General features: G+C 45.9%; 24 protein-coding genes. 5 read left to right on the forward strand and 19 right to left on the reverse strand.

Annotation, left to right across the window (positions count from 1 at the left end; genetic code table 11):
- Positions 1-168: 168 nt before the first annotated feature.
- From ilvN to nadC, 4 genes are all read right to left on the reverse strand, one after another.
- A complete protein-coding gene (gene ilvN / locus VGD82_RS07535; protein ID WP_331019810.1) occupies positions 169-660 on the reverse strand; it encodes an acetolactate synthase small subunit in 492 nt (163 codons plus the stop codon).
- Positions 660-2,384 carry an acetolactate synthase 3 catalytic subunit gene (locus VGD82_RS07540; RefSeq protein ID WP_331019811.1) on the reverse strand — a complete coding sequence of 575 codons (1,725 nt, stop codon included), beginning with the start codon at positions 2,382-2,384 and terminating at the stop codon, positions 660-662. Before VGD82_RS07540 ends, ilvN begins: the two co-directional genes overlap by 1 nt.
- A 173-nt stretch (positions 2,385-2,557) precedes the next feature.
- Positions 2,558-4,342 carry a GspE/PulE family protein gene (locus VGD82_RS07545; RefSeq protein ID WP_331019812.1) on the reverse strand — a complete coding sequence of 595 codons (1,785 nt, stop codon included), beginning with the start codon at positions 4,340-4,342 and terminating at the stop codon, positions 2,558-2,560.
- A 175-nt stretch (positions 4,343-4,517) separates the two neighbouring features.
- Positions 4,518-5,399 (reverse strand): carboxylating nicotinate-nucleotide diphosphorylase, encoded by an 882-nt coding sequence (nadC, locus tag VGD82_RS07550; RefSeq protein ID WP_331019813.1) that lies wholly within the window; start codon positions 5,397-5,399, stop codon positions 4,518-4,520.
- 85 nt (positions 5,400-5,484) lie between these two features.
- On the opposite strand from nadC, the gene VGD82_RS07555 reads away from it, so the two are divergent.
- A complete protein-coding gene (locus VGD82_RS07555; protein WP_331019814.1) occupies positions 5,485-6,099 on the forward strand; it encodes a glutathione S-transferase family protein in 615 nt (204 codons plus the stop codon).
- A gap of 61 nt (positions 6,100-6,160) precedes the next feature.
- Here VGD82_RS07555 and VGD82_RS07560 read toward each other — a convergent pair whose 3' ends face one another.
- The 4 genes from VGD82_RS07560 to VGD82_RS07575 all read right to left on the reverse strand — a co-directional run bounded on the left by VGD82_RS07560 (position 6,161) and on the right by VGD82_RS07575 (position 8,821).
- A complete protein-coding gene (locus VGD82_RS07560) occupies positions 6,161-6,490 on the reverse strand; it encodes a hypothetical protein (protein ID WP_331019815.1) in 330 nt (109 codons plus the stop codon).
- Between the two features lie 16 nt (positions 6,491-6,506).
- Entirely contained in the window at positions 6,507-7,616 is a 1,110-nt protein-coding gene (mnmA, locus tag VGD82_RS07565) for a tRNA 2-thiouridine(34) synthase MnmA (RefSeq protein WP_331019816.1), read from the reverse strand.
- Positions 7,617-7,642: 26 nt separating this feature from the next.
- Positions 7,643-8,086, reverse strand: a complete 444-nt coding sequence (locus tag VGD82_RS07570; RefSeq protein ID WP_331019817.1) for an NUDIX hydrolase — start codon at positions 8,084-8,086, stop codon at positions 7,643-7,645.
- A 102-nt stretch (positions 8,087-8,188) separates the two neighbouring features.
- Entirely contained in the window at positions 8,189-8,821 is a 633-nt protein-coding gene (locus VGD82_RS07575) for a YchE family NAAT transporter (RefSeq protein WP_331019818.1), read from the reverse strand.
- A gap of 74 nt (positions 8,822-8,895) precedes the next feature.
- Here VGD82_RS07575 and VGD82_RS07580 point away from each other — a divergent pair, with 74 nt between their 5' ends.
- On the forward strand, positions 8,896-9,498 hold the full coding sequence (locus VGD82_RS07580; RefSeq protein ID WP_331019819.1) for a Maf family protein: 603 nt from the start codon (positions 8,896-8,898) through the stop codon (positions 9,496-9,498).
- Positions 9,499-9,525: 27 nt separating this feature from the next.
- Entirely contained in the window at positions 9,526-10,977 is a 1,452-nt protein-coding gene (gene rng / locus VGD82_RS07585) for a ribonuclease G (protein WP_331019820.1), read from the forward strand.
- A 102-nt stretch (positions 10,978-11,079) separates the two neighbouring features.
- Here rng and VGD82_RS07590 read toward each other — a convergent pair whose 3' ends face one another.
- The 4 genes from VGD82_RS07590 to VGD82_RS07605 all read right to left on the reverse strand — a co-directional run bounded on the left by VGD82_RS07590 (position 11,080) and on the right by VGD82_RS07605 (position 15,390).
- Positions 11,080-13,167, reverse strand: coding sequence for a dynamin family protein (locus VGD82_RS07590; protein ID WP_331019821.1), 2,088 nt, complete (start codon positions 13,165-13,167; stop codon positions 11,080-11,082).
- 14 nt (positions 13,168-13,181) lie between these two features.
- The gene (locus VGD82_RS07595; RefSeq protein ID WP_331019822.1) at positions 13,182-13,757 is read right to left on the reverse strand and encodes a YggT family protein; all 576 of its coding nucleotides are present in this window, start codon (positions 13,755-13,757) and stop codon (positions 13,182-13,184) included.
- Between the two features lie 16 nt (positions 13,758-13,773).
- On the reverse strand, positions 13,774-14,580 hold the full coding sequence (gene proC, locus VGD82_RS07600; RefSeq protein WP_331019823.1) for a pyrroline-5-carboxylate reductase: 807 nt from the start codon (positions 14,578-14,580) through the stop codon (positions 13,774-13,776).
- Positions 14,581-14,694: 114 nt separating this feature from the next.
- Positions 14,695-15,390 (reverse strand): YggS family pyridoxal phosphate-dependent enzyme, encoded by a 696-nt coding sequence (locus tag VGD82_RS07605; protein ID WP_331019824.1) that lies wholly within the window; start codon positions 15,388-15,390, stop codon positions 14,695-14,697.
- A 73-nt stretch (positions 15,391-15,463) separates the two neighbouring features.
- Between VGD82_RS07605 and VGD82_RS07610 the strand changes: the two genes are divergently transcribed.
- Both VGD82_RS07610 and VGD82_RS07615 read left to right on the forward strand, forming a co-directional pair.
- Entirely contained in the window at positions 15,464-16,507 is a 1,044-nt protein-coding gene (locus VGD82_RS07610) for a type IV pilus twitching motility protein PilT (RefSeq protein ID WP_331019825.1), read from the forward strand.
- A gap of 82 nt (positions 16,508-16,589) precedes the next feature.
- Positions 16,590-17,726: a PilT/PilU family type 4a pilus ATPase gene (locus VGD82_RS07615; RefSeq protein ID WP_331019839.1), complete on the forward strand. Its 1,137-nt coding sequence runs from the start codon at positions 16,590-16,592 to the stop codon at positions 17,724-17,726.
- An 83-nt stretch (positions 17,727-17,809) separates the two neighbouring features.
- Here the strand turns inward: VGD82_RS07615 and VGD82_RS07620 are convergent, their stop codons facing one another.
- From VGD82_RS07620 to VGD82_RS07650, 7 genes are all read right to left on the reverse strand, one after another.
- Complete coding sequence (locus VGD82_RS07620) at positions 17,810-19,084, reverse strand: dihydroorotase (protein WP_331019826.1); 1,275 nt, start codon at positions 19,082-19,084, stop codon at positions 17,810-17,812.
- The gene (locus VGD82_RS07625; protein WP_135276105.1) at positions 19,081-20,043 is read right to left on the reverse strand and encodes an aspartate carbamoyltransferase catalytic subunit; all 963 of its coding nucleotides are present in this window, start codon (positions 20,041-20,043) and stop codon (positions 19,081-19,083) included. Before VGD82_RS07625 ends, VGD82_RS07620 begins: the two co-directional genes overlap by 4 nt.
- Positions 20,044-20,047: 4 nt before the next feature.
- Positions 20,048-20,605 carry a bifunctional pyr operon transcriptional regulator/uracil phosphoribosyltransferase PyrR gene (pyrR, locus tag VGD82_RS07630; RefSeq protein ID WP_331019827.1) on the reverse strand — a complete coding sequence of 186 codons (558 nt, stop codon included), beginning with the start codon at positions 20,603-20,605 and terminating at the stop codon, positions 20,048-20,050.
- A gap of 82 nt (positions 20,606-20,687) precedes the next feature.
- Positions 20,688-21,152 (reverse strand): Holliday junction resolvase RuvX, encoded by a 465-nt coding sequence (gene ruvX, locus VGD82_RS07635; protein ID WP_331019828.1) that lies wholly within the window; start codon positions 21,150-21,152, stop codon positions 20,688-20,690.
- Positions 21,153-21,169: 17 nt separating this feature from the next.
- Positions 21,170-21,751 carry a YqgE/AlgH family protein gene (locus VGD82_RS07640; RefSeq protein WP_331019829.1) on the reverse strand — a complete coding sequence of 194 codons (582 nt, stop codon included), beginning with the start codon at positions 21,749-21,751 and terminating at the stop codon, positions 21,170-21,172.
- Between the two features lie 4 nt (positions 21,752-21,755).
- A complete protein-coding gene (ribBA, locus tag VGD82_RS07645) occupies positions 21,756-22,877 on the reverse strand; it encodes a bifunctional 3,4-dihydroxy-2-butanone-4-phosphate synthase/GTP cyclohydrolase II (protein WP_331019830.1) in 1,122 nt (373 codons plus the stop codon).
- Between the two features lie 2 nt (positions 22,878-22,879).
- Positions 22,880-23,515, reverse strand: a complete 636-nt coding sequence (locus VGD82_RS07650) for a riboflavin synthase (RefSeq protein ID WP_331019831.1) — start codon at positions 23,513-23,515, stop codon at positions 22,880-22,882.
- Between the last annotated feature and the right edge of the window lie 68 nt (positions 23,516-23,583).

Consider the following 23,583-nt stretch of genomic DNA (forward strand, 5'->3'; position numbering starts at 1 on the left):
TGTTCACAGAGAAACTTCATCTGGGATACTTTCGTTATCACTGCTGCTTTGAAACTACAAACTACATTGTTAAGAAAACTACAATTCAATTATCAAAAACATACAATTGCAAAAATCAATTGCTTACCAGTACGAACCGCGCTTGGCTCCTCGTGCTGGATATGTTTATTAAACCTTTAAGATTCTATCGCCACGCCCAATGCCAGATGCGCCTGTGCGCACTGTTTCTAGGATTGCAGCGCTGTCTAAACCTTCAATAAACGCATCTAGCTTATGGCCAGAACCAGTTAGCTCAATCGTAAATGTGCCATCTGCTACGTCAATAATGCGACCGCGGAAAATGTCGCACATACGCTTCATTTCCTCACGGAACGTACCTGTTGCCTTTACTTTAACCAGCATCAGTTCACGCTCAATAAATTTACCGTCATTCAAATCTAGGACTTTAACTACATCTACTAGCTTGTTAAGCTGCTTGATGATTTGTTCAATCACGTCATCAGAGCCGGAAGTAACAATAGTCATACGTGACAATGTTGGGTCTTCAGTTGGTGCAACTGTTAACGATTCGATGTTGTAGCCACGTGCTGAGAACAAGCCGGCAACACGTGATAATGCGCCAGCCTCATTTTCCATTAATAGTGAAACAATATGACGCATTATAAATCCTCTGCCAAGATCATTTCAGACAACCCTTTACCGTTAGGAATCATAGGGAATACATTTTCTTTCTGGTCAGTAATGAAGTCCATAAATACAAAGCGTGATTTCATGTCAAACGCTTCTTTTAATGCGCCTTCCACATCTTCTGGCTTGGTGATTTGCATGCCCACGTGACCATAAGATTCAGCAAGTTTTACAAAGTCAGGCAAACTATCCATGTAGGATTCTGAGTAGCGGTTCTCATAGAAGAACTCTTGCCACTGACGCACCATACCTAGGTAACGGTTGTTAAGTAGAATTACTTTGATTGGCAGACTGTATTGCTTACAGGTTGAAAGCTCTTGAATATTCATTTGAATACTGCCTTCACCTGTTACACAGGCTACCTGTGCGGTTGGGTCAGCAAACTGACAGCCCATGGCGTAAGGTAAGCCAACGCCCATAGTGCCCAAGCCGCCTGAATTGATCCAGCGACGTGGTTTGTCAAATTTATAGTACTGTGCTGCCCACATTTGGTGTTGGCCTACGTCAGATGTGACGTAGGCTTCACCTTTGGTGACTTCCCAAAGTTTTTCGATAACATACTGTGGCTTGATTAGGCCATTGTTGTTGCTGTAGTCTAGGCATAGCTTACTGCGCCAGCTTTCAATTTGCTCCCACCATGCTTTAAGTGCTGGCGATGGTTTTGGCTTCTCAAGTGCAACCAACTCATTCATTTCAGCGAGTACTGATTTAACGTCACCTACGATAGGTACATGTACTTTCACGCGCTTAGAGATAGATGAAGGGTCAATATCTACATGAATAATGGTGCGGTCTTTGCTGTAGAAGTGGTCTGTGTTGCCAATTACGCGGTCATCAAAACGCGCGCCTACGGCTAATAGCACATCACAGTTCTGCATTGCCATATTTGCTTCGTAAGTGCCGTGCATGCCAAGCATGCCTAGGAATTGTTTATCAGTGCTAGGGTAGCCGCCTAAGCCCATCAAGGTGTTGGTAACCGGAACGCCAAGCGCTCTTACCAGTTTCACTAATGACTCAGAAGCGTCGCCCAATACTAAGCCGCCACCGGTGTAAACCATTGGACGTTCAGCTTCCAGCAGTAACTTAACTGCTTTTTTAATTTGGCCGCTATGGCCTTTAGTCACCGGGTTATATGAGCGCATTTCTACTGATTCAGGATATACGAAGTCAGCAAAGTGTGCGGTTATGTCTTTTGGAATGTCGACCACAACAGGGCCTGGACGCCCAGTTCTAGCGATATGGAATGCTTTTTTCAAGGTTGTGGCGATGTCTTTTACATCTTTAACCAAGAAGTTATGTTTAACACATGGGCGTGTTACGCCAACCATGTCGACTTCTTGGAATGCATCTAAGCCAATGGCCGGTACAGGTACCTGACCACTGATGACAACTAGCGGGATTGAGTCCATGTAAGCGGTTGCAATACCAGTGATGGCATTGGTTGCGCCTGGGCCAGATGTGACGAGTGCAACGCCGACTTCGCCGGTTGCACGTGAGAATGCATCTGCTGCGTGAACGGCAGCTTGTTCGTGGCGCACAAGAATGTGCTTAAAGTGGCCTTGTTTATAGATTGCATCGTAAATATGCAAAACAGCGCCGCCTGGGTAGCCGAACAAAAACTTTACATTTTCTTGCTCTAGGCAACGGATAACAATTTCTGCGCCTGTGATTTGTTGCGGATGAGTAGTCTCTGCCATAAATCTTTTTGATTTGAATAATTTATTTGTAACCCTACACGATAACGGTTTGAGCGTATTTGGTCAAGGACGAATGTGTGAAAGCCTGTATATTTAGTTGACTAATTTAACTAAATACATTGACTTTCAGCTAGTGAATGGTATGCATAAAAACCATAATAAAAACAAGGCTTTTACTCAAGGTCGAGTGGTGGGGCGACCTTCAGCAATTCTTCAATAGTGGTGAGCCCTGCGGCTACCTTCTCAGCGCCGTTAATTACCAGTGGCTGCATGCCTTCTTGCTGTGCCATTTTTGTGAGTTTAGCCAAGTTTGTTTCAGGTGTGATTAGCTTTCTTAGCGTTGGTGTAATCGTCAACATTTCATAAATGCCGCTACGTCCTCTAAAACCTGTGTTGCGGCACTCTAAGCAGCCAACCGGTTTGTAAATGTGTGCTGGTTTAGCTAGCTTGAATGGCCCCACTAGCGCATCCCATTTGCTTTGATCAATCGGCTCTGGTGCTTTGCAACTAGGGCAGAGTGTTCTAACTAATCGCTGCGCCATAATGCCGAGCACGGTGGAGTGGATGAGATAGGACGGTACGCCTAGGTCTAGCAAACGTGTAACCGCAGAGGGTGAGTCATTGGTGTGCAGGGTTGAAAGCACAAGATGACCAGTCAAGGCAGCTTGAATCGCCATGTCTGCAGTTTCAAGGTCGCGGATCTCACCCACCATGATAATGTCAGGGTCTTGGCGCATCAGTGTGCGTATGCCGTCTGCAAAGCCTAAGCCAATATTGCTTTGAACCTGCATTTGATTAAATGCAGGCTCCACCATCTCAATTGGTTCTTCAACCGTACATACGTTGACTTCTGATGTAGCAAGCAATTTTAAGGTGGAGTAAAGAGTGGTTGTTTTACCTGAGCCAGTCGGGCCTGTTACCAAAATAATGCCGTTTGGTGCTTTTGTCCACGAGTTCCATTTGTCTGACTGTGCTTGAGAGAAGCCGAGTGCTAAGAAGTCTTTGCCTGAGATGTCCGGTGAAAAAATACGCATCACCAATTTTTCACCAAATGCAGTGGGCATGGTGGATAGGCGTAACTCGATTTCTTGCCCTTCTGCCGATAAGGTTTTAATGCGACCATCCTGCGGGCGGCGTTTTTCTACCATATCCATGCGCCCCAGTAGTTTAATCCTGCTGGTGATGGCATTCATGATATTAGGCGGTAGCTGGTAAACTTGATGTAGTACCCCGTCGATTCTAAAACGCATCATGCCCATGTTGCGTCTTGGCTCGAGGTGAATGTCACTGGCGCGTTGCTCGAATGCGTATTTAAACAGCCAGTCCACGATGTTCACTACGTGCTGCTCATTGGCGTCTAGATTTTTATCTTTGCCGAGTTCGACTAACTGTTCAAAGTTCTGTACCCCGACAATTTGCCCTGCTTTTGCCTGATTAGCAGCGTGCATTGAGTTTGCAAGCTTGTACATTTCCGGCAGGTAGCGGCTAACCTCCAGCGGGTTGGCAAAGACCAGTTTGACCTTCATCTTGAGAACGCGTTCTAAGTCCTCAATCCACTCTGTGCTGAACGGTTCAGTGGTGGCGATAATTGCCATGCCGTCTTTTACTGCAATCGGCATTATTTTTAAACGTTCTGCGTAACCCTTGGAAACAATCTGCGCCGCTGAGCCAAAATCCATTTTGAGTGGGTCTATATGGTAATAATCTAAGCCCGCGTGACCTGCAAGCCAGGAAGATAGCCACTCCACCGTAATGGCATTGTGAGGTGTCTTCAGGTTTTTCCATTTTTGCTCACCGATGACCACCAGTGGGTGCAGGTTGGAACTATCCAGTTTGCGGTCTTTATATAGTTTTTCCGCCTGCGTTTTATCTAGTGTGCCGTCATTGACCAGTATGCGGAGCGTGTCTCCAAGCGTGAGGCGGCCTGTGGGCTTAATTGATATTGCAGCTTTGCTCATTTTTTGCCTTTTAAACTAGATGCTATCTATGTAAATTAAATACACTGGATAAACTATTCGTATCACTGCTTTGTATTACCGTTTTATATCTAAGTATGGACTTATTTTGCAGCTGGTGGTGCTTAATTTAATATCTAAAATATCATGCATGGTAAGTAATCACTACCGCCTATGATTAAGCAGTGGCCGTGAATTGCATAGAAAGATCAATCGCACGAATATCTTTAGTGATTGCGCCAATCGAGATGCGGTCAACCCCTGTTTGTGCAATTTCACGAACATTGTCCAGCGTAATGCCGCCTGATGCTTCCAGCACAGCTTTAGGTTTAGCCGTGCTGTTGATTGCTACGGCCTTTAGCAGTAGCTCCGTATTAAAATTATCTAGCAGAATGCTAGTGGCACCTGCGTCCAATGCCTCTTGTAATTGGTCTAGGTTTTCTACTTCAATTTGTATGCTTTTGCCGCTATTCAGTGCAAAGGCCTGTTGCATCACATTACCAATGCTGCCGGCTGCTGCAATATGGTTTTCTTTAATCAGGATGCCATCGTACAACGCAAGGCGCTGATTGTGGCCACCGCCGATAGTGACCGCATACTTTTGTGCTAAACGCAGATTGGGGATAGTTTTGCGTGTGTCTAAAATCTGCGCAGATGTACCTGCAATCGCATCGACATATTTACGGGATGCCGTTGCGGTGGAGGAAAGTGTTTGTAGAAAATTTAGCGCGCAGCGCTCAGCGGTTAATAATGAGCGTGCCAAACCCTGTATCGTACATAGTGTTTGGTTGGGCTGAACTAGCTGACCCTCTGTGACTAGCCAGTTAACTGTGACCTTAGCATCAATCTGCTTAAAGCATTCATTAAACCAAGCAATGCCGCATATAACTGCATGTTCACGTACAATCACTTTTGCATTAGCGGTTTGTGTCGATGGTATCAAGTTTGCAGTTAGATCACCGCTACCAATGTCTTCATCTAACGCATTTTTTACTTGGGTTTGCACCATGAGTGTGAAATTGGTTGACTCATTCGGGTGCTGTTGGCTAATTTGTGTCATAAGTTATCGTAAGAGTGTGCTGTGATTGAATTATAATGTTAACCAAGAATTTACCAACATCAACACTATAGATTACTAAAATATTATGAAGCTTTTATATACCGTAAATAGTCCTTATGCACGTAAAGTGCGTATTGTTGCCGCTGAGAAACATATTGATGTTCAACTACAAGAAGTGGTGTTGTCAGCGCCGGACTGTCCAGTTAAAGACTATAACCCTTTAGGTAAAGTACCAGTGTTGATTCTGGGTGATGGTGATAGTTTATATGACTCTCGCGTGATTGCTGAGTATTTTGATAACCGCACACCACTGGCGCATTTGATTCCTAAAGACAACGGTGCGAAATCTGCAGTACGCAGATGGGAAGCGCTAGCTGACGGCGTATGCGATGCCGCGGTTGCGGTGATGTTGGAGCAAAGAAAGCCGCAGCCAATGCAAGATGCCGCATTTATTGATAAACAGATGGATAAAGTAACGCGCGGTTTAACTGTGCTCAACAATGACTTGGGGCAAAATAAATGGTGTGTGGACGATACCTTTAGTTTGGCTGATATTGCGGTAGGTTGTGTGTTGGGTTACCTTGGCCTGCGCTTTAGCCAAGTGATTAATCTGGCAGAAGATTATGCGAATCTGGATCGTTTGCAAATCAGTTTGTTACAGCGCCAGTCATTTAAAGACACTTTACCTGTTGCCAATTAATATTGGTTAGTAACGGTTTAGCAACCTCAGCAACTGTTGTGTAAAACACTTTCTGAGGTTGCTAAAAAAGCTCGCTGTTTTCGTCCAATATTCCTGATAATTGCGATTTATGGCGCATAGACTGTCTTTGGTTTAGGCGTTTTTGCGCTTGCTCGGGCAGGTCGGTAAAGCGAATAATGTTGCGCTCTACCAGTAGTGTGATCACATCTTCCAGTACGCGCGCTAAATGAATATCACTTTCGCGGAAAGCATCAGCCTCTGCCAATGAATGCTCCAAAAAGTTGATATAGGCCTTATCCGTGGCGTCAATTTGTATCCAATCCTCGCTAGGCTTCTCTAAAGCGCTGGTCGCGATGATCTGGCCTTGGGAGTTTTTCAGTGCGTACGCCATGTTGATATCTCTTTATTTAAATTGCGCCCGTAATAATACCACCACCTAAACATACGTTACTTTCGTAAACCACAGCAGATTGGCCTGGTGTGATTGCCCATTGTTTTTGCCCAAATTTAATTTCCACCTCATCGGCATTGATGCTGTCAATTTCACATGGTGCATCAGGCTGGCGGTAGCGCGTTTTTGCTGCATAAACCCAGTTAGTAATTGGGTTTTCATCGCTAATCCAATGTAGTTGTCCCGCTTTAAGGCCATCGTTAAGCAGTAACGGGTGTTCATGCCCCTGTACCACGATGAGTTCGTTCTTTTCCATGTCTTTTGCAGCAACAAACCATGGCTCGCCATTACTCTCTCGGCTGCCGCCGATTTTCAGGCCTTGGCGCTGACCTAGTGTGTAATACATTAGGCCTTCGTGGCGACCGACCAGTTTGCCTTCCGGCGTTTTCATATCGCCCGGTTCGCGCGGTAGGTATTTACTTAAGAACTCTTGGAATGGGCGCTCGCCAATAAAGCAAATGCCGGTAGAGTCTTTTTTCTCGGCGTTGATTAGACCTGCACTACGTGCAATTTCACGAACTTCACGCTTTAAGTGTTGGCCTAACGGGAACAAGGTTTTAGACAACTGCGCTTGGTTGAGCCTGTACAAGAAGTAGCTTTGGTCTTTACTGCCATCATCTGCCTTCATCAGCTGGAACAGGCCGGGCTTTAGTGGGTTTTCACGAACTTGTGCATAGTGACCTGTGGCGATTAAATCTGCGCCCATGCCCATGGCATGGTCAAGAAAAGCTTTGAATTTAATTTCAGCATTACACAGAATATCTGGGTTAGGCGTGCGCCCAGCTTGGTATTCACTCAGAAAGTTGGCAAAAACACGGTCTTTGTATTCGTTACTAAAATTTACCGCTTCGATATCAATACCGATTTTATCTGCCACTGATACAGCATCGATTAAGTCTTGCTTGCTTGAGCAGTATTCGTCGGTGTCGTCATCTTCCCAGTTTTTCATAAAAAGACCGGTAACTTCGTAGCCTTGCTGTTTGAGTAACAATGCAGTGACTGAGGAATCGACGCCGCCAGAAAGGCCGACCACGATTTTCTTTTTTTGAGCTTTATTTAAATTCATGATTCAAATTCGATAGGGTGTTCGAGTTATAAGTGTGTAATCACTGATAATGGAAAGTGTTGTCCATTCAGGTAGTCTTCAATGCAAGTAATGACTTGTGGGCTGCGCATGAGCATGGCGTTGCTGCGTATTTCATCCATGGTCATCCACACTGTACGGATAATGCCATCGTCCAGACCAAGTTCTGGGCGATGCTGGATTACCTTGCCAATATAGGCAAACCTTAAATAGGTAGTGTCATTGTGCTCATGCTTCCAATGGTAAATGCCAAGTAAGCTGGTTGGCTGGAATGTATAGGCGGTTTCTTCTAGCGTTTCGCGTATCACTGCTTCTAGCAGTGTTTCGCCATCTTCCAAGTGGCCGGCTGGTTGGTTAAAGCGGTTGCCGCGGTCTGTGGTTTCTTCTACCAGCAGGAATTTACCGTTTTCTTCAATAATCGCCGCGACTGTGGCGTGTGGCTTCCATTGCATAATGTGATCTTAAATTAATTTAACGTTATTTTACTCTGAAGCATGCCATTTGCTGAAATATCTATTTATGTAGGCATACTTAATTTGAAAGGCGCGCCGGCATCAAGCTAGCGAGGGGAATAGGCCTGTCAAACCATGCGCAATAAACTCTACGGCCATGGCCGCTAGAATCAAGCCCATCAATCGTGTGACTACATTAATGCCGATAGATCCGAGCTGGTTTGAGATGCGAACCGACAGTTTTAAGGCTAGCCAGATAGTAATGCAGACCAGCAATATTGGAATGATGAGGGAAAGATGGCCTAGCAAAGTGGCACTCTTTTGTGCCGCAATAATCATATTGCTGATGGCGCCTGGGCCCGCGAGTAACGGAATGCTCAGTGGCACAATAGCGATCACCTCTCGCTCGGCTAGGGTTTGTGCTTCCTCCGGCGTTTGGCGGGTGCCGCTTTGCTTGCCATGCATCATGGAGATGGCAATCAGCATCAGTAAAATGCCGCCACCTACCTGAAACGATGGAATGGATACGCCGAAGAAGTCTAAGATTTTATCGCCCATCAGTGACGAGATTGTTAATATGATGAACACCGAAAATGCGACGGTTCTTGCGGTGTGTGCTCGCTCTGTACTACTCCAGCCGCTGGTGGCGCTAATAAAAATAGGTACGCTACCAATCGGGTTTACAATGGCAAACAAACCTAGACTAATCTTAAATAAACTTGGCCAATCCATCATATTTATTTCCGTTTCATTAAATCTAACGTGATTAACGCGTTGTTAATTCTTAGATAGTAAATTAAAGTGCATGTATGTGGAAAAATAATCATAACAACTCAACCATTATTCTTGCATCGCGTAGCCCGCGTCGTGTGGAACTGTTAAAGCAGATCGGGCTGGATTGCAAAATCTTCCCAGCAGATATTGATGAATCTCAGTTACTGGACGAGTCTCCTGTGCAGTACGTCACTAGACTTGCCCGAGAAAAAGCCGCCGCCTGCACTGCACTGTTGGCTGCAGAGCATCTGGATTACCCTATTTTAGCGGCAGATACCACGGTGGCACTGTCGAGCGCGGTGTTAGGCAAGCCGGTAGATGATGACGATGCGCGTGCAATACTCAACAGCCTATCAGCAGGCGTACATCAAGTGCACACTGCAGTTGCCCTGAACCTTAATGGTGAAATTGAGGTGTTGCTGAGCTCGACCAATGTGGAAATGATGCCGTTATCAGCGGAACAAATTGAGAAATATATTGCCACAGGAGATCATCGAGACAAGGCTGGCAGTTATGGCATACAAGGCTTAGCTGGAGCTTGGATCAAAAGAATTGAAGGAAGTTATACCGGCGTGATGGGGTTGCCGATATTTGAGACCGCAGCTTTGTTAAGAAAACATCGCATTATTACGATTTAAACGATTAATGAATGAAGTGGGTATAAATTGAGCGAAGAAGTATTAATTAACGTAACACCGCAAGAGACACGTATTGCCATGATGGAAAATGGCGTGGTGCAAGAGTTGCAGATTGAACGTAGCTCATCACTAGGTTTGGTTGGTAATATTTACAGAGGCGTGGTGTGCCGGGTGTTGCCGGGTATGCAGTCGGCCTTTGTCGAGATTGGCTTGCAGCGTGCCGCTTTCTTGCATGCAGGGGATGTGTTGGCGTGCGGTGATGCAGATCTGAAGCGGCCAATACAAGAAGTGTTGCATGAAGGCCAATCTGTAATGGTGCAGGTGATTAAAGAGCCGATTGGTACTAAAGGCGCACGCTTGACGACCCATATCAGTATTGCCGGGCGCTTTTTGGTGTATTTGCCGCAACAAGAGCATATCGGAGTGTCGCAGCGTATTGAGATAGAAGCTGAGCGCGAGTCGTTAAAAGCCCGCTTGCTTGGACTGCTGCCTGAGGATAGGGTGGGTGGTTATATCATTCGTACCATGTCAGAAGCCGCAACTGACGAAGAGTTGTTGGCTGATATTGATTACTTAAATAAAACCTGGCAGCACATTAAAAAGCAAAGCATCACAGTGCCTGAGCGCACCTTGATTTTTCAAGACTTGAACCTGCCAATGCGGGTGCTGCGTGACGTACTCTGTGCAGATACAGAAATGGTGCGTGTGGACTCTAGTGAGACCTACCAGCGTTTGGTGGACTTTTCTAATTTATATGCAATTGCTGCCTTAGATAAATTAGTTCATTACCAAGGTGAGCGCCCACTGTTCGATTTATATAGTATTGAGCAGGAAATTGAAAAAGCCATGTCGCGCAAAGTGGAGTTGAAATCTGGCGGCTATTTGATTTTTGACCAGACTGAAGCTTTGACCACAGTTGATGTTAACACCGGCAGTTTTGTGAGCGGCAAAAACCTGTCCGATACCATCTTTAAAACCAATCTCGAAGCAGCGCAATCCATCGCTCGCCAATTGCGGTTACGTAATCTGGGGGGCATCATCATTATTGATTTTATTGATATGGATGAGGACGTGCAGCGTGCAGCCGTGCTGGATGAGCTGCAGAAAGCCGTGGCTCGCGATCGGGCGCGTACTGGTATTAATGGATTTACACCGCTGGGTTTGGTGGAAATGACGCGTAAAAGAACGCGGGAAAGTTTGGCGCACATTCTTTGTGAGCCGTGCTCAACCTGTAAGGGCAGAGGTGAGTTAAAAACCGCGCAAACCGTCTGTTATGAAATTCTACGCGAACTGCTACGTGAGGCTCGGCAGTTTAGTGCGCGTGAGTTACGCGTACTTGCTGCACCGAAGGTGATAGAAATGTTATTGGATGAAGAGTCGCAGAGTCTAGCGAATCTGTCTGATTTTATTGCTAAGCCTATTTCCCTGCAGGTTGAGCCTAGCTATGCACAAGAGTCGTTTGATATCATTTTGATGTAGTTGCATGACAACTAAGCCCACTCGTTGGTCTAATCTTGTCTGGTGCTTCTCAAGTATGTATTAAGCCGGCACTAATCACATTTGCTTATATGCCCTGCAAAGCTAAATAAACGGAGCATCAAACTTAACGCTTGATTTATTGATCTCACGCTCACTCATATTGCTCTTAGTCGTTACATTCAAATGCACCATGTGGTTCTCTGTGGCGTGCTCTTTGTGATGATCAGTACTAAATTTAACACTACGCATTAGCTTGAGTAAGGTTGCATCTAGCTGATTGGATTGATCTTGGTATTTGATCAGGTCTTTTTCAGCATTGGCTATATTTTTAATCACTTTGTCTGCGTTGTTGTGCGATTCCATCAATGATTCAGCCCGTTGGTCCAGCGCAGTTTTGTGTACATTGATTTGATTTTTCAGCTCGCCAATCACTTGGTTGAGCCAGTGCGTACAGTCTAAATGTGCTTGTTCAAAAATAGCCTGAATTTGTACGCCTAGGCCTAAAAAGAACTTACGAATCAAGAAGTTCTTTTCTGTCAGCAGGTTAACTGGGCTGCTGCAGAACTCCTCAGTCACTTTCTCCAAAGCTTGAATGTTCTCAATAAAGTGACGCATGTCGAGCTGAACTGCCTCTGTCTTCTCAAAGCCATGTTTACTCCAAAACAGCTGATATAAATCATCGGCATGTTTCTTAATAATTTGGCCTTCAATGCTAATTTCTTCAGCAAGGTTGATGGCTAATCGGGTGATTTCACGAATGTTGCGGTTAAGGCCTACAGTGGTCCAGCTATCACCCATATCTTGCTTGGTTTGAGCCAGCGTTGTGTCTAAATAACCCAGGCTTAAGTGGCGCAATAGCTTGCTGCTTAATCTTTTGATTTTTTCACTACCTTGATTAAAGGTAAGAATGGATGATTCGTAGCGTTTACGTTCCGCAACTACTTTGGCTAAAATTTCTTTAGAAGCATCATGGCTTTTATGTTGTAGCTCTCGTAGTTCTGCGAGTTGGTTTTTAACGCCATCAACACGGATCTGCGCTATCTTGCGCGATGCTCTAATCATATTAGAGCACTCTGTTACCACTGCTCTGCCTAAAATTTCGTGCTTGGATTGCACCATTTGCTCAGCAAGTGAGTTTTCTAGGTGGTTAATGCCGCTACGTTTGAGCAGTGCTTCATCTTTGCGGATTTTAGCGACCAAAGCTTTTTGTGCCGAGATAGCAAAAATGTTTTGCGAATCTAACCCCAACTCATGCGCCGTATTTTTAATTTGCTTTTGAATTAACAACTCGACTTCGGCGTCGGACTCCAGGCCATCCCACAGAATATCAATTTTGTTTAATACAACCAGCTTATGTGCAGCGCGTTTTTGTACATAGCTGTTCCAAATCTGCATGTCTGATTTAGTAATGCCTGTGTCTGTGGCGGTTAAAAATAGAATTGCTTGCGCATTTGGCAGAATGCTGAGGGTAAGCTCTGGCTCTGCGCCCATAGTATTAAGGCCAGGTGTATCTAAAACTACTAAACCATTTTTCAGGAGTGGATGTGGGTAGTTAATCAGCGCATGGCGCCACACTGGAATCTCGACTTTACCGCTTTCCTCTAACTGCCTTTGCATGCTGGAGTCATCTTCATTCCAGAAACCTAGTTTTTTTGCAGTATCAATGTCGACTTCTCGCTTTTGCACCAGCGCGCGTAAGGTTTGCTTCATTGCATCGGCAGAATGAATATCTAGCCTTATTTTGTGCCAGACATCTGGTGTGCTTTTCAGGTAGCTGAGTGTGTCGTCAGATTGCCTGGTTTCAATTGGTAGCAGCTTGATGCAAGGCTCTTCTTTGTCGCTCCAGAAAATTTCGGTAGGGCACATGGTCGTGCGCCCAGGCTCGCTCGGCAACAGTCTTTGGTTAAAGTCTGAAAAGAATAGTGCGTTAATGGTCTCGGTTTTTCCGCGAGAGAACTCGGCCAGGAATGCTAATACCAACTGATCTTTCTTTAAGATTTCTTTAATGTCATACAGTCTTAATTCTTGTATGGCATTTAGCGCTTCGGCATGGCCAGTCCAATCGATATATTCGTCAATCGTAGCAATAAGATTCGCTCGCCATTGACTGTACTCTGTAATTTTCGAAGTTAAGGTCGAAATAGCAGCCGTTGCCTGGTGCGGTGCAGAATTAGATATCGATATACTCATGGTGTTATCTTAACTTACAACGTAGATAGTAAGTTGTTTTCTAATGGAATTAGTATTGTAGTTAGCAATAACTGTGCCGTAATGATAAACGCCAATGGACTCAGGTCAAAATTTCCCGCAGGCGGGATGTATTTTCTGAAAATGCGTAATACCGGATAAGTCAGACTATTTAAAACTGGCGCAATCGGCGTGTGCGGGTTAACCCAACTTAAAATGGCCTGAATTAAAACTGCATATAAGAAAATAGAGAGGCTAATGCTGACAATACCAATCAGTGCTACGCCGAAAATAACAACCCAAACTGTACTGCCTGCAATTAGGATAGGAAAGCCTTTAAGCCATAAGGTACATACGCTAAGAATAAGCTGTGTGAGGTAAGCTAGTACTAGCGTAGATAGGTCTATTTTGCCAATGCTAGGCAAAAAGCGGCGTAATGGTTTTACTGCAAAATTAGTCACGGTGACGATTAGCTGCGCAAGTTGATTTTGAAATGGTGCCTTGGTCAGTTGTAAGTAAAAACGTAATAAGAATGCAAAGCTGAGAATGCTGAGTACGGCTTGCAGTAAAAATAAGATGACGTTGTTAAGCATAGTGTTTCCTAGGTAATTATTGACCTAGTAGGTCTCCTAATGTCACAGACTTATCGGCAGCTGCTTTTGCCGCTTGCGCAACGATATGTTTAATATTTGCAGACTCCAAAGTCAGGATACCTTGTTCGGTTGTGCCGCCCTTAGAGGTTACTTGCGCGCGTAGGGTTTTAACGTCAGTGTTGCTTTGCGTTGCTAATAAACTGGCGCCGGCAAAGGTCTGCAGTGCTAGCATGTTGGCCTCTTCATCTTTCAAGCCTAACGCTACGCCTGCTGCCTGCAAAGCCTCTATAAAGTAGAACACATAAGCTGGACCACTGCCTGATATCGCAGTGACCGCGTCCATTTTTGCCTCATCATCCAGCCATAAGGTTTTGCCCACTGCGGCAAGGATCGTGGTTGCTTGCTCACGCTGCGTTTGCGTTACTTGCGGCATTGCATACAGTGCAGAAACGCCAGCCTGAATTTGTGCGGGTGTGTTTGGCATAACACGCACAATCCCTTGGTAGTGATTGAGCCAGGTAGACATATCTTTGCTTCTAACACCTGCCGCAATAGAAACGACAAGTTGCGAGGTAAGTGCAGGATTTAATTGCTGGCAAACTTCCTTAAGTTGCTGTGGTTTAACAGCTAACACAATCACATCAGTGTTGCGAAACTCAGCATAAGTGTCGGTAACTTGGACATTAAGGTCTTGTGCTAATTCCGTTCTTTTTTGCGCATCAGGCTCCAGCACAGTGATATCTGACATAGCAAAACCATTTTGTTTCAAACCGCCAATAATTGCGCGCGCCATATTGCCGCCGCCAATAAAGTTAATCTTCATTTATGCCCTTAAATTCTAGTATTTAATTATCTTAAGTGTTTATTTATATTACGTATTTAATTTATTTTTGTATTCATGCATGGCAGTGCCAGCCACATCTGCTTGTAATTGGTATTACGCTGCCTTTAAAGGCGCTCTTGCACCAAACAGTGCTGAGCCTATGCGCACTATGGTAGCGCCTTGGCTAATTGCTGTTTGGTAGTCATTAGACATGCCGATAGACAGCGTATCTAGTGCATAGCCTTTGCGGATAAGTGCATCATAGCACTCTCTTACTTGTTTAAATTGTGCAATCTGCTGCGCCAAGTCTATGGTTGGCGCCGGAATCGCCATCAGGCCGCGCAGTTTTAGATGGGGCAGTGCATTAATCGCCGCTGCTAACGCTTCCAGCTGCTCTGGTAATACGCCGCTTTTGGTATCTTCGTTACTGACATTGACTTGTATGCAGACCTGCAGTGGCTGCGCTATGGATGACCTGGCTTCGTTCAAGCGCTGGGCAATTTTTAGGCGGTCTACGCTGTGCACCCAGCTGAAGTTCTGCCCAATCACTTGGGTCTTGTTGCTTTGTATAGGCCCAATAAAGTGCCATTCTATGGCAAGGTCCGTAAGCTGTTTTTGTTTTTCCACTGCCTCTTGGCTATAGTTCTCACCAAAGGCGGTTTGTCCTGCTGCATACGCATCGCGAATCGCGGCAGCCGGCTGCGCTTTACTTACTGCAAGTAATTGCACCTGTTGATGGCTGGGGCTGGTTGCGGCGGCAGATTGAATAGTTGCTAGAATATCTTGCAAGCGATTGCTAATTGTGGTCATAATTCACTAAGCCTAGAAGTTCGAGCATGTAATAATTAAAAATTAACCATAAGAATTATATCAGGAGCAGGTTGTGGATATTTCGGATTTACTCGCATTTTCAGTGAAAAATAAAGCCTCAGATTTGCACTTGTCTGCAGGCCTGCCTCCAATGATCCGTGTACACGGCGATATCAGAAAAATCAACGTACCAGCGATGGACCATAGCGAAGTGCATGACATGGTGTATGACATCATGAATGACGGACAGCGCAAGGTGTATGAAGAAACACTGGAGTGTGACTTTTCATTCGAGATTCCTAACTTAGCGCGTTTCCGCGTTAACGCCTTTAACCATAATCGCGGCTCTGGTGCTGTATTCCGCACCATTCCTTCAAAAATATTAACGCTGGAGCAGTTGAATTGCCCGGCTATTTTTAAAGATATTGCAGATACCCCGCGTGGTATCTGTTTGGTAACTGGTCCTACTGGCTCTGGTAAATCCACAACGCTGGCGGCGATGATTGATTACATCAACGACAAAGAGTTTGGGCATATTCTGACCGTGGAAGATCCAATCGAGTTTGTGCATCAATCTAAAAAGTGCTTAATTAACCAGCGTGAGGTTGGGCCACATACATTGTCATTTAACAATGCGTTACGTTCAGCATTGCGTGAAGACCCGGACGTGATTTTGGTGGGTGAGTTACGCGATTTAGAAACGATACGTTTAGCACTAACCGCAGCAGAAACTGGGCATATGGTGTTCGGTACCTTGCATACCAGCTCTGCGGCAAAAACGGTAGACCGTATTATTGACGTGTTCCCCGCGGCTGAAAAAGAAATGGTGCGCTCTATGTTATCTGAATCTTTACGTGCGGTGATTTCTCAAACCTTGTTAAAAACTAAAGACGAGCAGGGACGCGTTGCCGCACACGAAATTATGATTGGTACGCCGGCGATTCGTAACCTGATTCGTGAGAATAAGATTCCACAAATGTATTCAGCGATTCAAACCGGGCAAAATGTTGGTATGCAAACCTTGGATCAGAACTTACAGGATTTAGTAAAACGCGGTGTGGTTTCAGCAAATGAAGCGCGTTCTAAAGCTGCAAACAAAGACGCGATCTTGGGCTAGATAATCCGGTTTTATCTAGGGTTGTATTCAGGGTAACGCATTCATATTAGGTTTAGTAGAGGGAGTCATCGTGCAAGGGCAAATGGAAAAAGGGCAAGCTGAGAAGTTTGTGTTCGACTTATTACGGTTGATGTTGGCTAAAAACGCTTCTGATTTGTTCATTACCGTTGGGTTCCCGCCGGCAATTAAGGTGGATGGTAAAGTAACGCCACTGAGCAGCCAAGTATTAACAGCGTTGCAGGCGCGTGAAATTTCACGGGCGATTATGAACGATAAGCAAACTGCGGAGTTTGATGCTACCAATGAGTGTAACTTTGCGATTGGCATCCCTAGTGTGGCACGTTTTCGTGTCAATGCCTTTGTGCAACGTGGCTCTGTAGGCCTAGTATTTAGAACGATTACCACCAAAATTCCTGAAATTGATGATTTGGGCTTGCCGCCAGTACTCAAAGACGTGGCGATGACCAAACGTGGCTTGGTTATTTTTGTGGGCGGTACAGGCTCCGGTAAGTCAACCTCACTCGCCGCAATGGTGGGTTATCGTAATCAAAATAGCTATGGGCATATTATTACCATTGAAGACCCAGTTGAGTTCGTGCATGAGCACAAAAACTGTATTGTGACCCAGCGCGAGGTGGGAGTAGATACGGACAATTGGCATATCGCCTTGAAAAACACCTTGCGTCAGGCACCGGATGTGATTTTAATTGGTGAGATTCGCGACCGGGAAACCATGGATTATGCGATTGCCTTTGCCGAAACCGGTCACCTGTGTATGGCCACATTGCATGCCAATAGTACCAATCAAGCGCTAGACCGTATTATTAACTTCTTCCCGGAAGAACGTCGCCATCAATTGCTGATGGATTTATCGTTAAATGTGCGTGCGTTTGTGTCGCAGCGCTTAATTCCTAAAAAAGAAGGCAAGGGCAGGACCGCCGCGATGGAAGTGATGCTTAACTCGCCATTGATCTCAGATTTGATCTTTAAAGGCGAAGTGCATGAGATTAAAGAGATTATTGCGAAATCGCGCGAGCTGGGTATGCAAACCTTTGACCAATCATTATTTGATTTGTATGAGGCAGATGCCATTACTTACGAAGATGCCTTGCGCAACGCTGACTCAGTCAACGACTTGCGCCTTAAAATTAAACTGGAAGGTAAAGGCGCGCACAGTAAAGACTTGTCCGCAGGGCTCGATGCATTAGGCATCGTGTAGCTGTAGCCATCTGAATAAAAAAGGCGCTGATGATCAGCGCCTTTTTTATTGCAAGTTAAATGCCATAAGGCTTGGAGCTTGCTCTAGTCGTGATACACCACTTGCCCATTGACCAAAGTAAACTTCACTTTGCCCGCAAGCTCCAGCCCGGTGAACGGAGAGTTTTTACCTTGGCTTTTCAGTGTTTTTGGGCTGACTTTCCAGTACTCGTTTGCATCAAAAATGCACAGATCCGCATTGCTGTTAGGGCTTAAGTCACCAGCGGCAACCCCTAAAATATTGGCGGATGCCTTGGTGATGCGCTCAATAGCGTGTGGCAAGCTGACTTTCTCTTGCGCAGCCCATTTCAGAGTTAATGGCAGCAGTAGTTCTAAGCCAGTAGCCCCGATCTCAGCTTCGGCAAACGGCGCCAATTTTGCATCGTCATCCACAGGTGTGTGATCTGAGCAGATAGCATCAATAGTGCCGTCTTTTAAGCCTGCACTCAGCTCAGCTTTGTCTCGCTGCGTGCGTAGTGGTGGTTTCAAGTGGCAGTTAGCGTCAAAGTAGGCAATATCATGCTCAGTCAGTAGCAGATGGTTTGCGCTAACGTCACAGCTTACTTTTAAGCCTTGTGCTTTAGCTGCGCGCACCATGGCAACGCCTTCGGCCGTAGATAAGCGGCTAATATGTACGCTTGCGCCAGTTTCCTGCGCAATACGCAATATGCTCGCTAGTGCCAGCGCTTCTGCGGCGCTCGGAATGCCCTTTAGCCCCATTCTGGTAGCAACTTCGCCATCATGCGCTACGCCTTTTGCGGCTAAGAATGGCTCTTCAGCATGTAAAAATAGCGTAAAGCCAAACGTCGCGGCATATTCCATGGCACGCCACAGCACTTGCGTGTCTGTGACTGCAATATTAGCTTGAGAGAAACCGACGCAACCCGCGGTGTGCAGCTCGTTCATTTCTGAGAGTGCGGCACCTTTTAATTGTCTGGTCATCGCGCCTAGTGGGTATACATGCGCAAGGCCTTGCTGTTTAGCGCGGTGTTTCAGCATCTCTACCAGGCCAGGTTCGTCCAGTACAGGGTCTGTATCAGGTGGGCAGGCTAGGCTGGTCACGCCACCGGCTACTGCAGCTTGTAATTCACTGGCTAATCTAGCTTTGTATTCGTCTCCGGGTTCACGTAGTCTGGCGGATAGGTCGACTAATCCAGGGCACACGGTCAGGTTGGTTGCATCAATGGTTTTTGTGGCAACAAATCCATCTGGCATGGTACCGATACTGACAATTTTGCCAGCAGCGATAAATACATCCAGTTTGTCGTTAATATTGTTTTTTGGGTCAATCACCTGACCATTTTTAATATGAATCTTCATAGTGCTGCTCCTGTACCGCCGCCAAGAATCGCCATTACCGCCATACGTATGGCAATGCCGTAGGTGACTTGCGGCAATATGACTGACTGTTTGCCATCGGCAACGGTAGAGTCAATCTCTACCCCTCGGTTCATGGGGCCCGGGTGCATCACAATCGCATCGGGCTTGGCAAGTGCCAGCCGTTCAGGGGTAAGTCCGTAGGTTTTAAAATACTCTTCTGAGCTTGGTAACATTGCGCCGTTCATGCGCTCATTTTGTAAGCGTAGCATCATGATGACGTCAACATCTTTCAGGCCTTCATCCATGTCATGGTAAACGTGCACGCCAAGTTTCTCCACTTGGGCCGGCAGTAGTGTTTTTGGTGCAATCACGCGTACTTCTGGTACGCCTAGTGTAGTCAGCGCATGGATCTCTGAGCGGGCTACGCGTGAATGTAAAACATCACCGACGATAGCGACTCTTAGGTTGTGTAACTCGGGTTTATATTTGCGGATGGTAAACACATCTAACAAGCCTTGTGTCGGGTGTGAGTGGCGCCCATCGCCTGCGTTAATCACATGGATGTGTGGCGGCACGTGCTTGGCAATTAAATGTGCAGCACCTGATTGTGCGTGGCGTACCACAAACATATCTGCATGCATGGCAATTAGGTTATCCACCGTGTCTAAAATGGTTTCGCCTTTAGATTGTGACGATGTGCTTACGTTTAAGCTGATAACATCGGCGGAGAGGCGTTTTGCCGCAATTTCAAAAGTAGTGCGGGTGCGGGTGCTGTTTTCAAAAAACAGGTTACAGACAGTTTTACCGCGTAGTAACGGTACTTTTTTAACTTCACGTTCGGCAACGCCTACAAACGATTCTGCGGTGTCTAAAATCTGATTCAGTATCTTTTTGGGTAAGCCTTCAATAGAAAGCAGGTGTCGCAGTTGACCGTCAGTATCAAGTTGAGGGTTATTCATGCTGTTATGGTCTCGCACTATTGTGTTGAGGAGTAAGTTCTAGGGCCAAGCTGCCGTCAGCTAACTTGGTTAGCTGTAGGTGTTGTGAGGCTGCTAATGATAGATCTGCCGCAACCATTTGCGGGGCGATCGGTAACTCGCGGCCACCGCGGTTAACCAGTGCGATTAGCGTGATGCTGGCAGGTCTGCCGTAATCAAATAATTCATTCATGGCGGCACGTGTGGTGCGGCCGGTATAGAACACATCATCAATTAAAATGATATGTTTGTTTTCTACGTCAAATGCAATCTGGCTCGGGCGGTTTTCTGCCTTTAGGCCGCGCTGTGCGTAGTCGTCTCTGTAAAAAGAAACGTCTAGCGTGCCATGTTCGATTTGATGTAGTTTGATTTGGTCTGCTAACAGCACTAACAGGCGCTGCATCAGCCAAACACCGCCGCTATGAATGCCGACTAAAGCGGTATTGGCTTTAAGTAATGGTTTGAGTTTGTCCGCAAGTACAAGAAGTAAGGCTTCTGCATCCGGCAGTTGGTTATGGTCGAGGGTGTGGTTGGCATCAGTCATATTGTTATTTTACTGAATATTCCTAGTTACTTGTCATTCTTAATGGAGTGCGCACTAATTGAGTTTAAGCGCAAATGTAATCTTATTTAGGCGCTTGATCAAAATAGCTTTGTAATATGGTTTGAGCCGCTACCTGGTCTAGCATTTCTTTTTGTGCACGGCCTCTAATGCCGACTTCATTCAATAGCTGGCTTGCCTCAGCCGAGCTATAGCGCTCATCAATCAGTGCTACAGGCAGGTTAAACCTACCATTGAGGCGCCGTGCAAATTTTTTGCATAGTTGCGTTACTGCATGTTCGGTACCATCTAGACTTAACGGCAAACCTACCACTAACAGCCGCGGTTGCCACTCATTGACCAGTTTGGTGATGATTTGAAAGCGAATCTCGTTACTTTCATTATCTATGGTCATGAGCGGGGTAGCACTTGCGAGCAAATGCTCACCAACGGCAATGCCGATGCGTCTTTCCCCAAAGTCAAAGGCAAGTACAGTGCCGGATTGCACATTTGCCTGGTTGTAAACTTTTTCATTATCGATTAGTTGCATGGGTAATGTGGCTACCGTTAGGCATGCCCTGCAACGTCTGAGAGCATGGCCGGATCAAAACCCAAGAGGTTCATGGCTGCATTGAATTGCTCTTCATGCGGTGTTTCAAATAAAATTTTATTAAGGGTGTTAATGTCTTTGGCCTGCACTGAGAGCCAGCTATTTTGTACGATTTCCTGCTCTAGCTGGTTAGGTGTCCAACCAGCGTAACCTAAAGAAAATAGTAATTTTTTTGGCCCATTACCTACTGCTACCGCTTCTAAAATATCTTTGGAGGTAGTGAGTGAGGTTTGATCGTTAATGGTGATTGAGCTATCCCAGTCGCCGTATGGTTCGTGTAATACAAACCCGCGTTCAGGTTGTACTGGGCCGCCGAACATTACTGGGCTGTTTGCTATGGCTGTGTCCTCTAGTTTGATATTGATTTTATCAAACAGGGTTTCGTAGGTCATGTCGGTTGGGCGGTTAATCACAATGCCCATCGCACCTTCTTCGCTATGGGTGCAAATAAAGGTGACAGACTTAGCAAAGTAAGGGTCTGCCAAGTTGGGCATGGCGATAAGAAAGTGGCCAGTCAGGTTTATATTATCTAAAGACATAAGGTTAAGCCGATTTGGTTGCTTCTAAATAGCCTGTGACTTCTAACCCAAAGCCCGCCATACTAGGCATTTTTCGAGGGTTAGCCATCAGTTTCATTTTGCGGACATTACAGTCCAGCAATATTTGTGAGCCGATACCGTAAGTGCGCAGTTCCTGATTGACACGTATTGGTTCATCCGCACCTTTGATGCGGTCCACAATGGTTTCGTTAGACTCTTGATGGTGCAGTAGTATCATGACGCCAGCTTCAGCATTTGCAATCGTCTTCATCGCTTCTAGTGTGTTCCAGCTATGGGTGCAGCTCGAGCTATCCAATAGGTCAAAAATAGACAAGGGTTCGTGTACGCGTACCAGCACTTCTTGCTCTGGGCTCGGCGTGCCTTTGATTAACACCAGGTGTGTTTCTTTGGCGATTTTATCTTGGTAAGCAATCAGCTTCATTTCGCCATAAGGCGTCTGAACCATACGCTCTGCCGAGCGTTCGATCAGGCTTTCAGTCTCAGCACGATAGTGAATTAAATCTGCAATCGTGCCAATTTTAAGCTTGTGCTCTGCGGCAAATGTCATTAAATCGGGCAAGCGTGCCATGCTGCCATCATCTTTTAGAATCTCGCAGATGACGCTAGCCGGCTCTAAGCCTGCAAGGTGCGCTAAGTCGCAGCCAGCTTCAGTATGTCCAGCCCGCACTAATACGCCACCATCCATAGCACTAAGCGGGAAAATATGGCCAGGGCTTACAATGTCCTGAGGTTTGGCTGCCTTGGCGACCGCCGCTTGTATGGTTCTGGCGCGATCAGCAGCAGAAATGCCGGTAGTGACACCTTCAGCTGCTTCAATGGATACCGTAAAGTTGGTGCCCATGCGTGCACCATTTTTTTGTACCATCTTGGTCAAATTGAGCTGATGACAGCGTGATTCAGTCAGTGTTAGGCAGATCAGGCCGCGTCCATACTTGGCCATAAAGTTAACATGTTCTGCGGTTGCAAATTGTGCGGCAAGCACTAAGTCGCCTTCATTTTCACGGTGCTCATCATCAACCAGCACTACCATGCGGCCCTGTCTGATTTCTTCGATAATTTCTTTGGCTGGGCTGATATTGTTCATAGATGTTTCTGTGTGATTCATGGCTAGTGTCCCTGCGTTTCTGGTGATGCTTGTGTTGCCATTTGGTCTTCTGTTGACCATTGCGTCATGCGCTCTACGTAACGTGCAATCTGGTCTACTTCCAGATTGACGGGAGCCCCCTCACTTAAAAGATTTAAGGTGGTGTGTTCCAATGTGTGCGGTATTAAATTGATGCTGAAGTCATCACCAGTGATTTTATTCACGGTAAGACTCACGCCATTCACGCAAATGGAGCCTTTAATTGAAATGTATTTTGAGATGGCATGCGGTGCGCGAATATCCAGTTGCCAGCATTCGCCTAAAGACTGGAACTTGAGCACTTTGCCCACGCCATCTACGTGCCCGCTCACTAAGTGCCCGCCAAGCCGGTCGGATAAGCGTAGGGCTTTTTCCAAGTTGACGGGATGGGTCTTATTTAGCCCTACGGTCACGGACAGCGTTTCCTGTGAGACATGTGCCTCAAAGTGTGATTCGCTCATGTTAACCACGGTTAAACACGTACCATTGACTGCGATACTGTCACCTAGATTTACATCGCTCATATCGAGTGCTGTACTTGCTATAAAAAGATGCATATCTGCGCCAACGGGATTGGCTTGCGTGATTGCGCCGACTGATTGAATGATTCCTGTAAACATAATTGGAATTTTAACAGATAACACTAGATAACGATTAGAAGCCTGCTAAAATCTGCCCTATGAAATCT

The sequence above is a fragment of the Methylotenera sp. genome (assembly GCF_036401095.1).
Lineage (GTDB): Bacteria > Pseudomonadota > Gammaproteobacteria > Burkholderiales > Methylophilaceae > Methylotenera.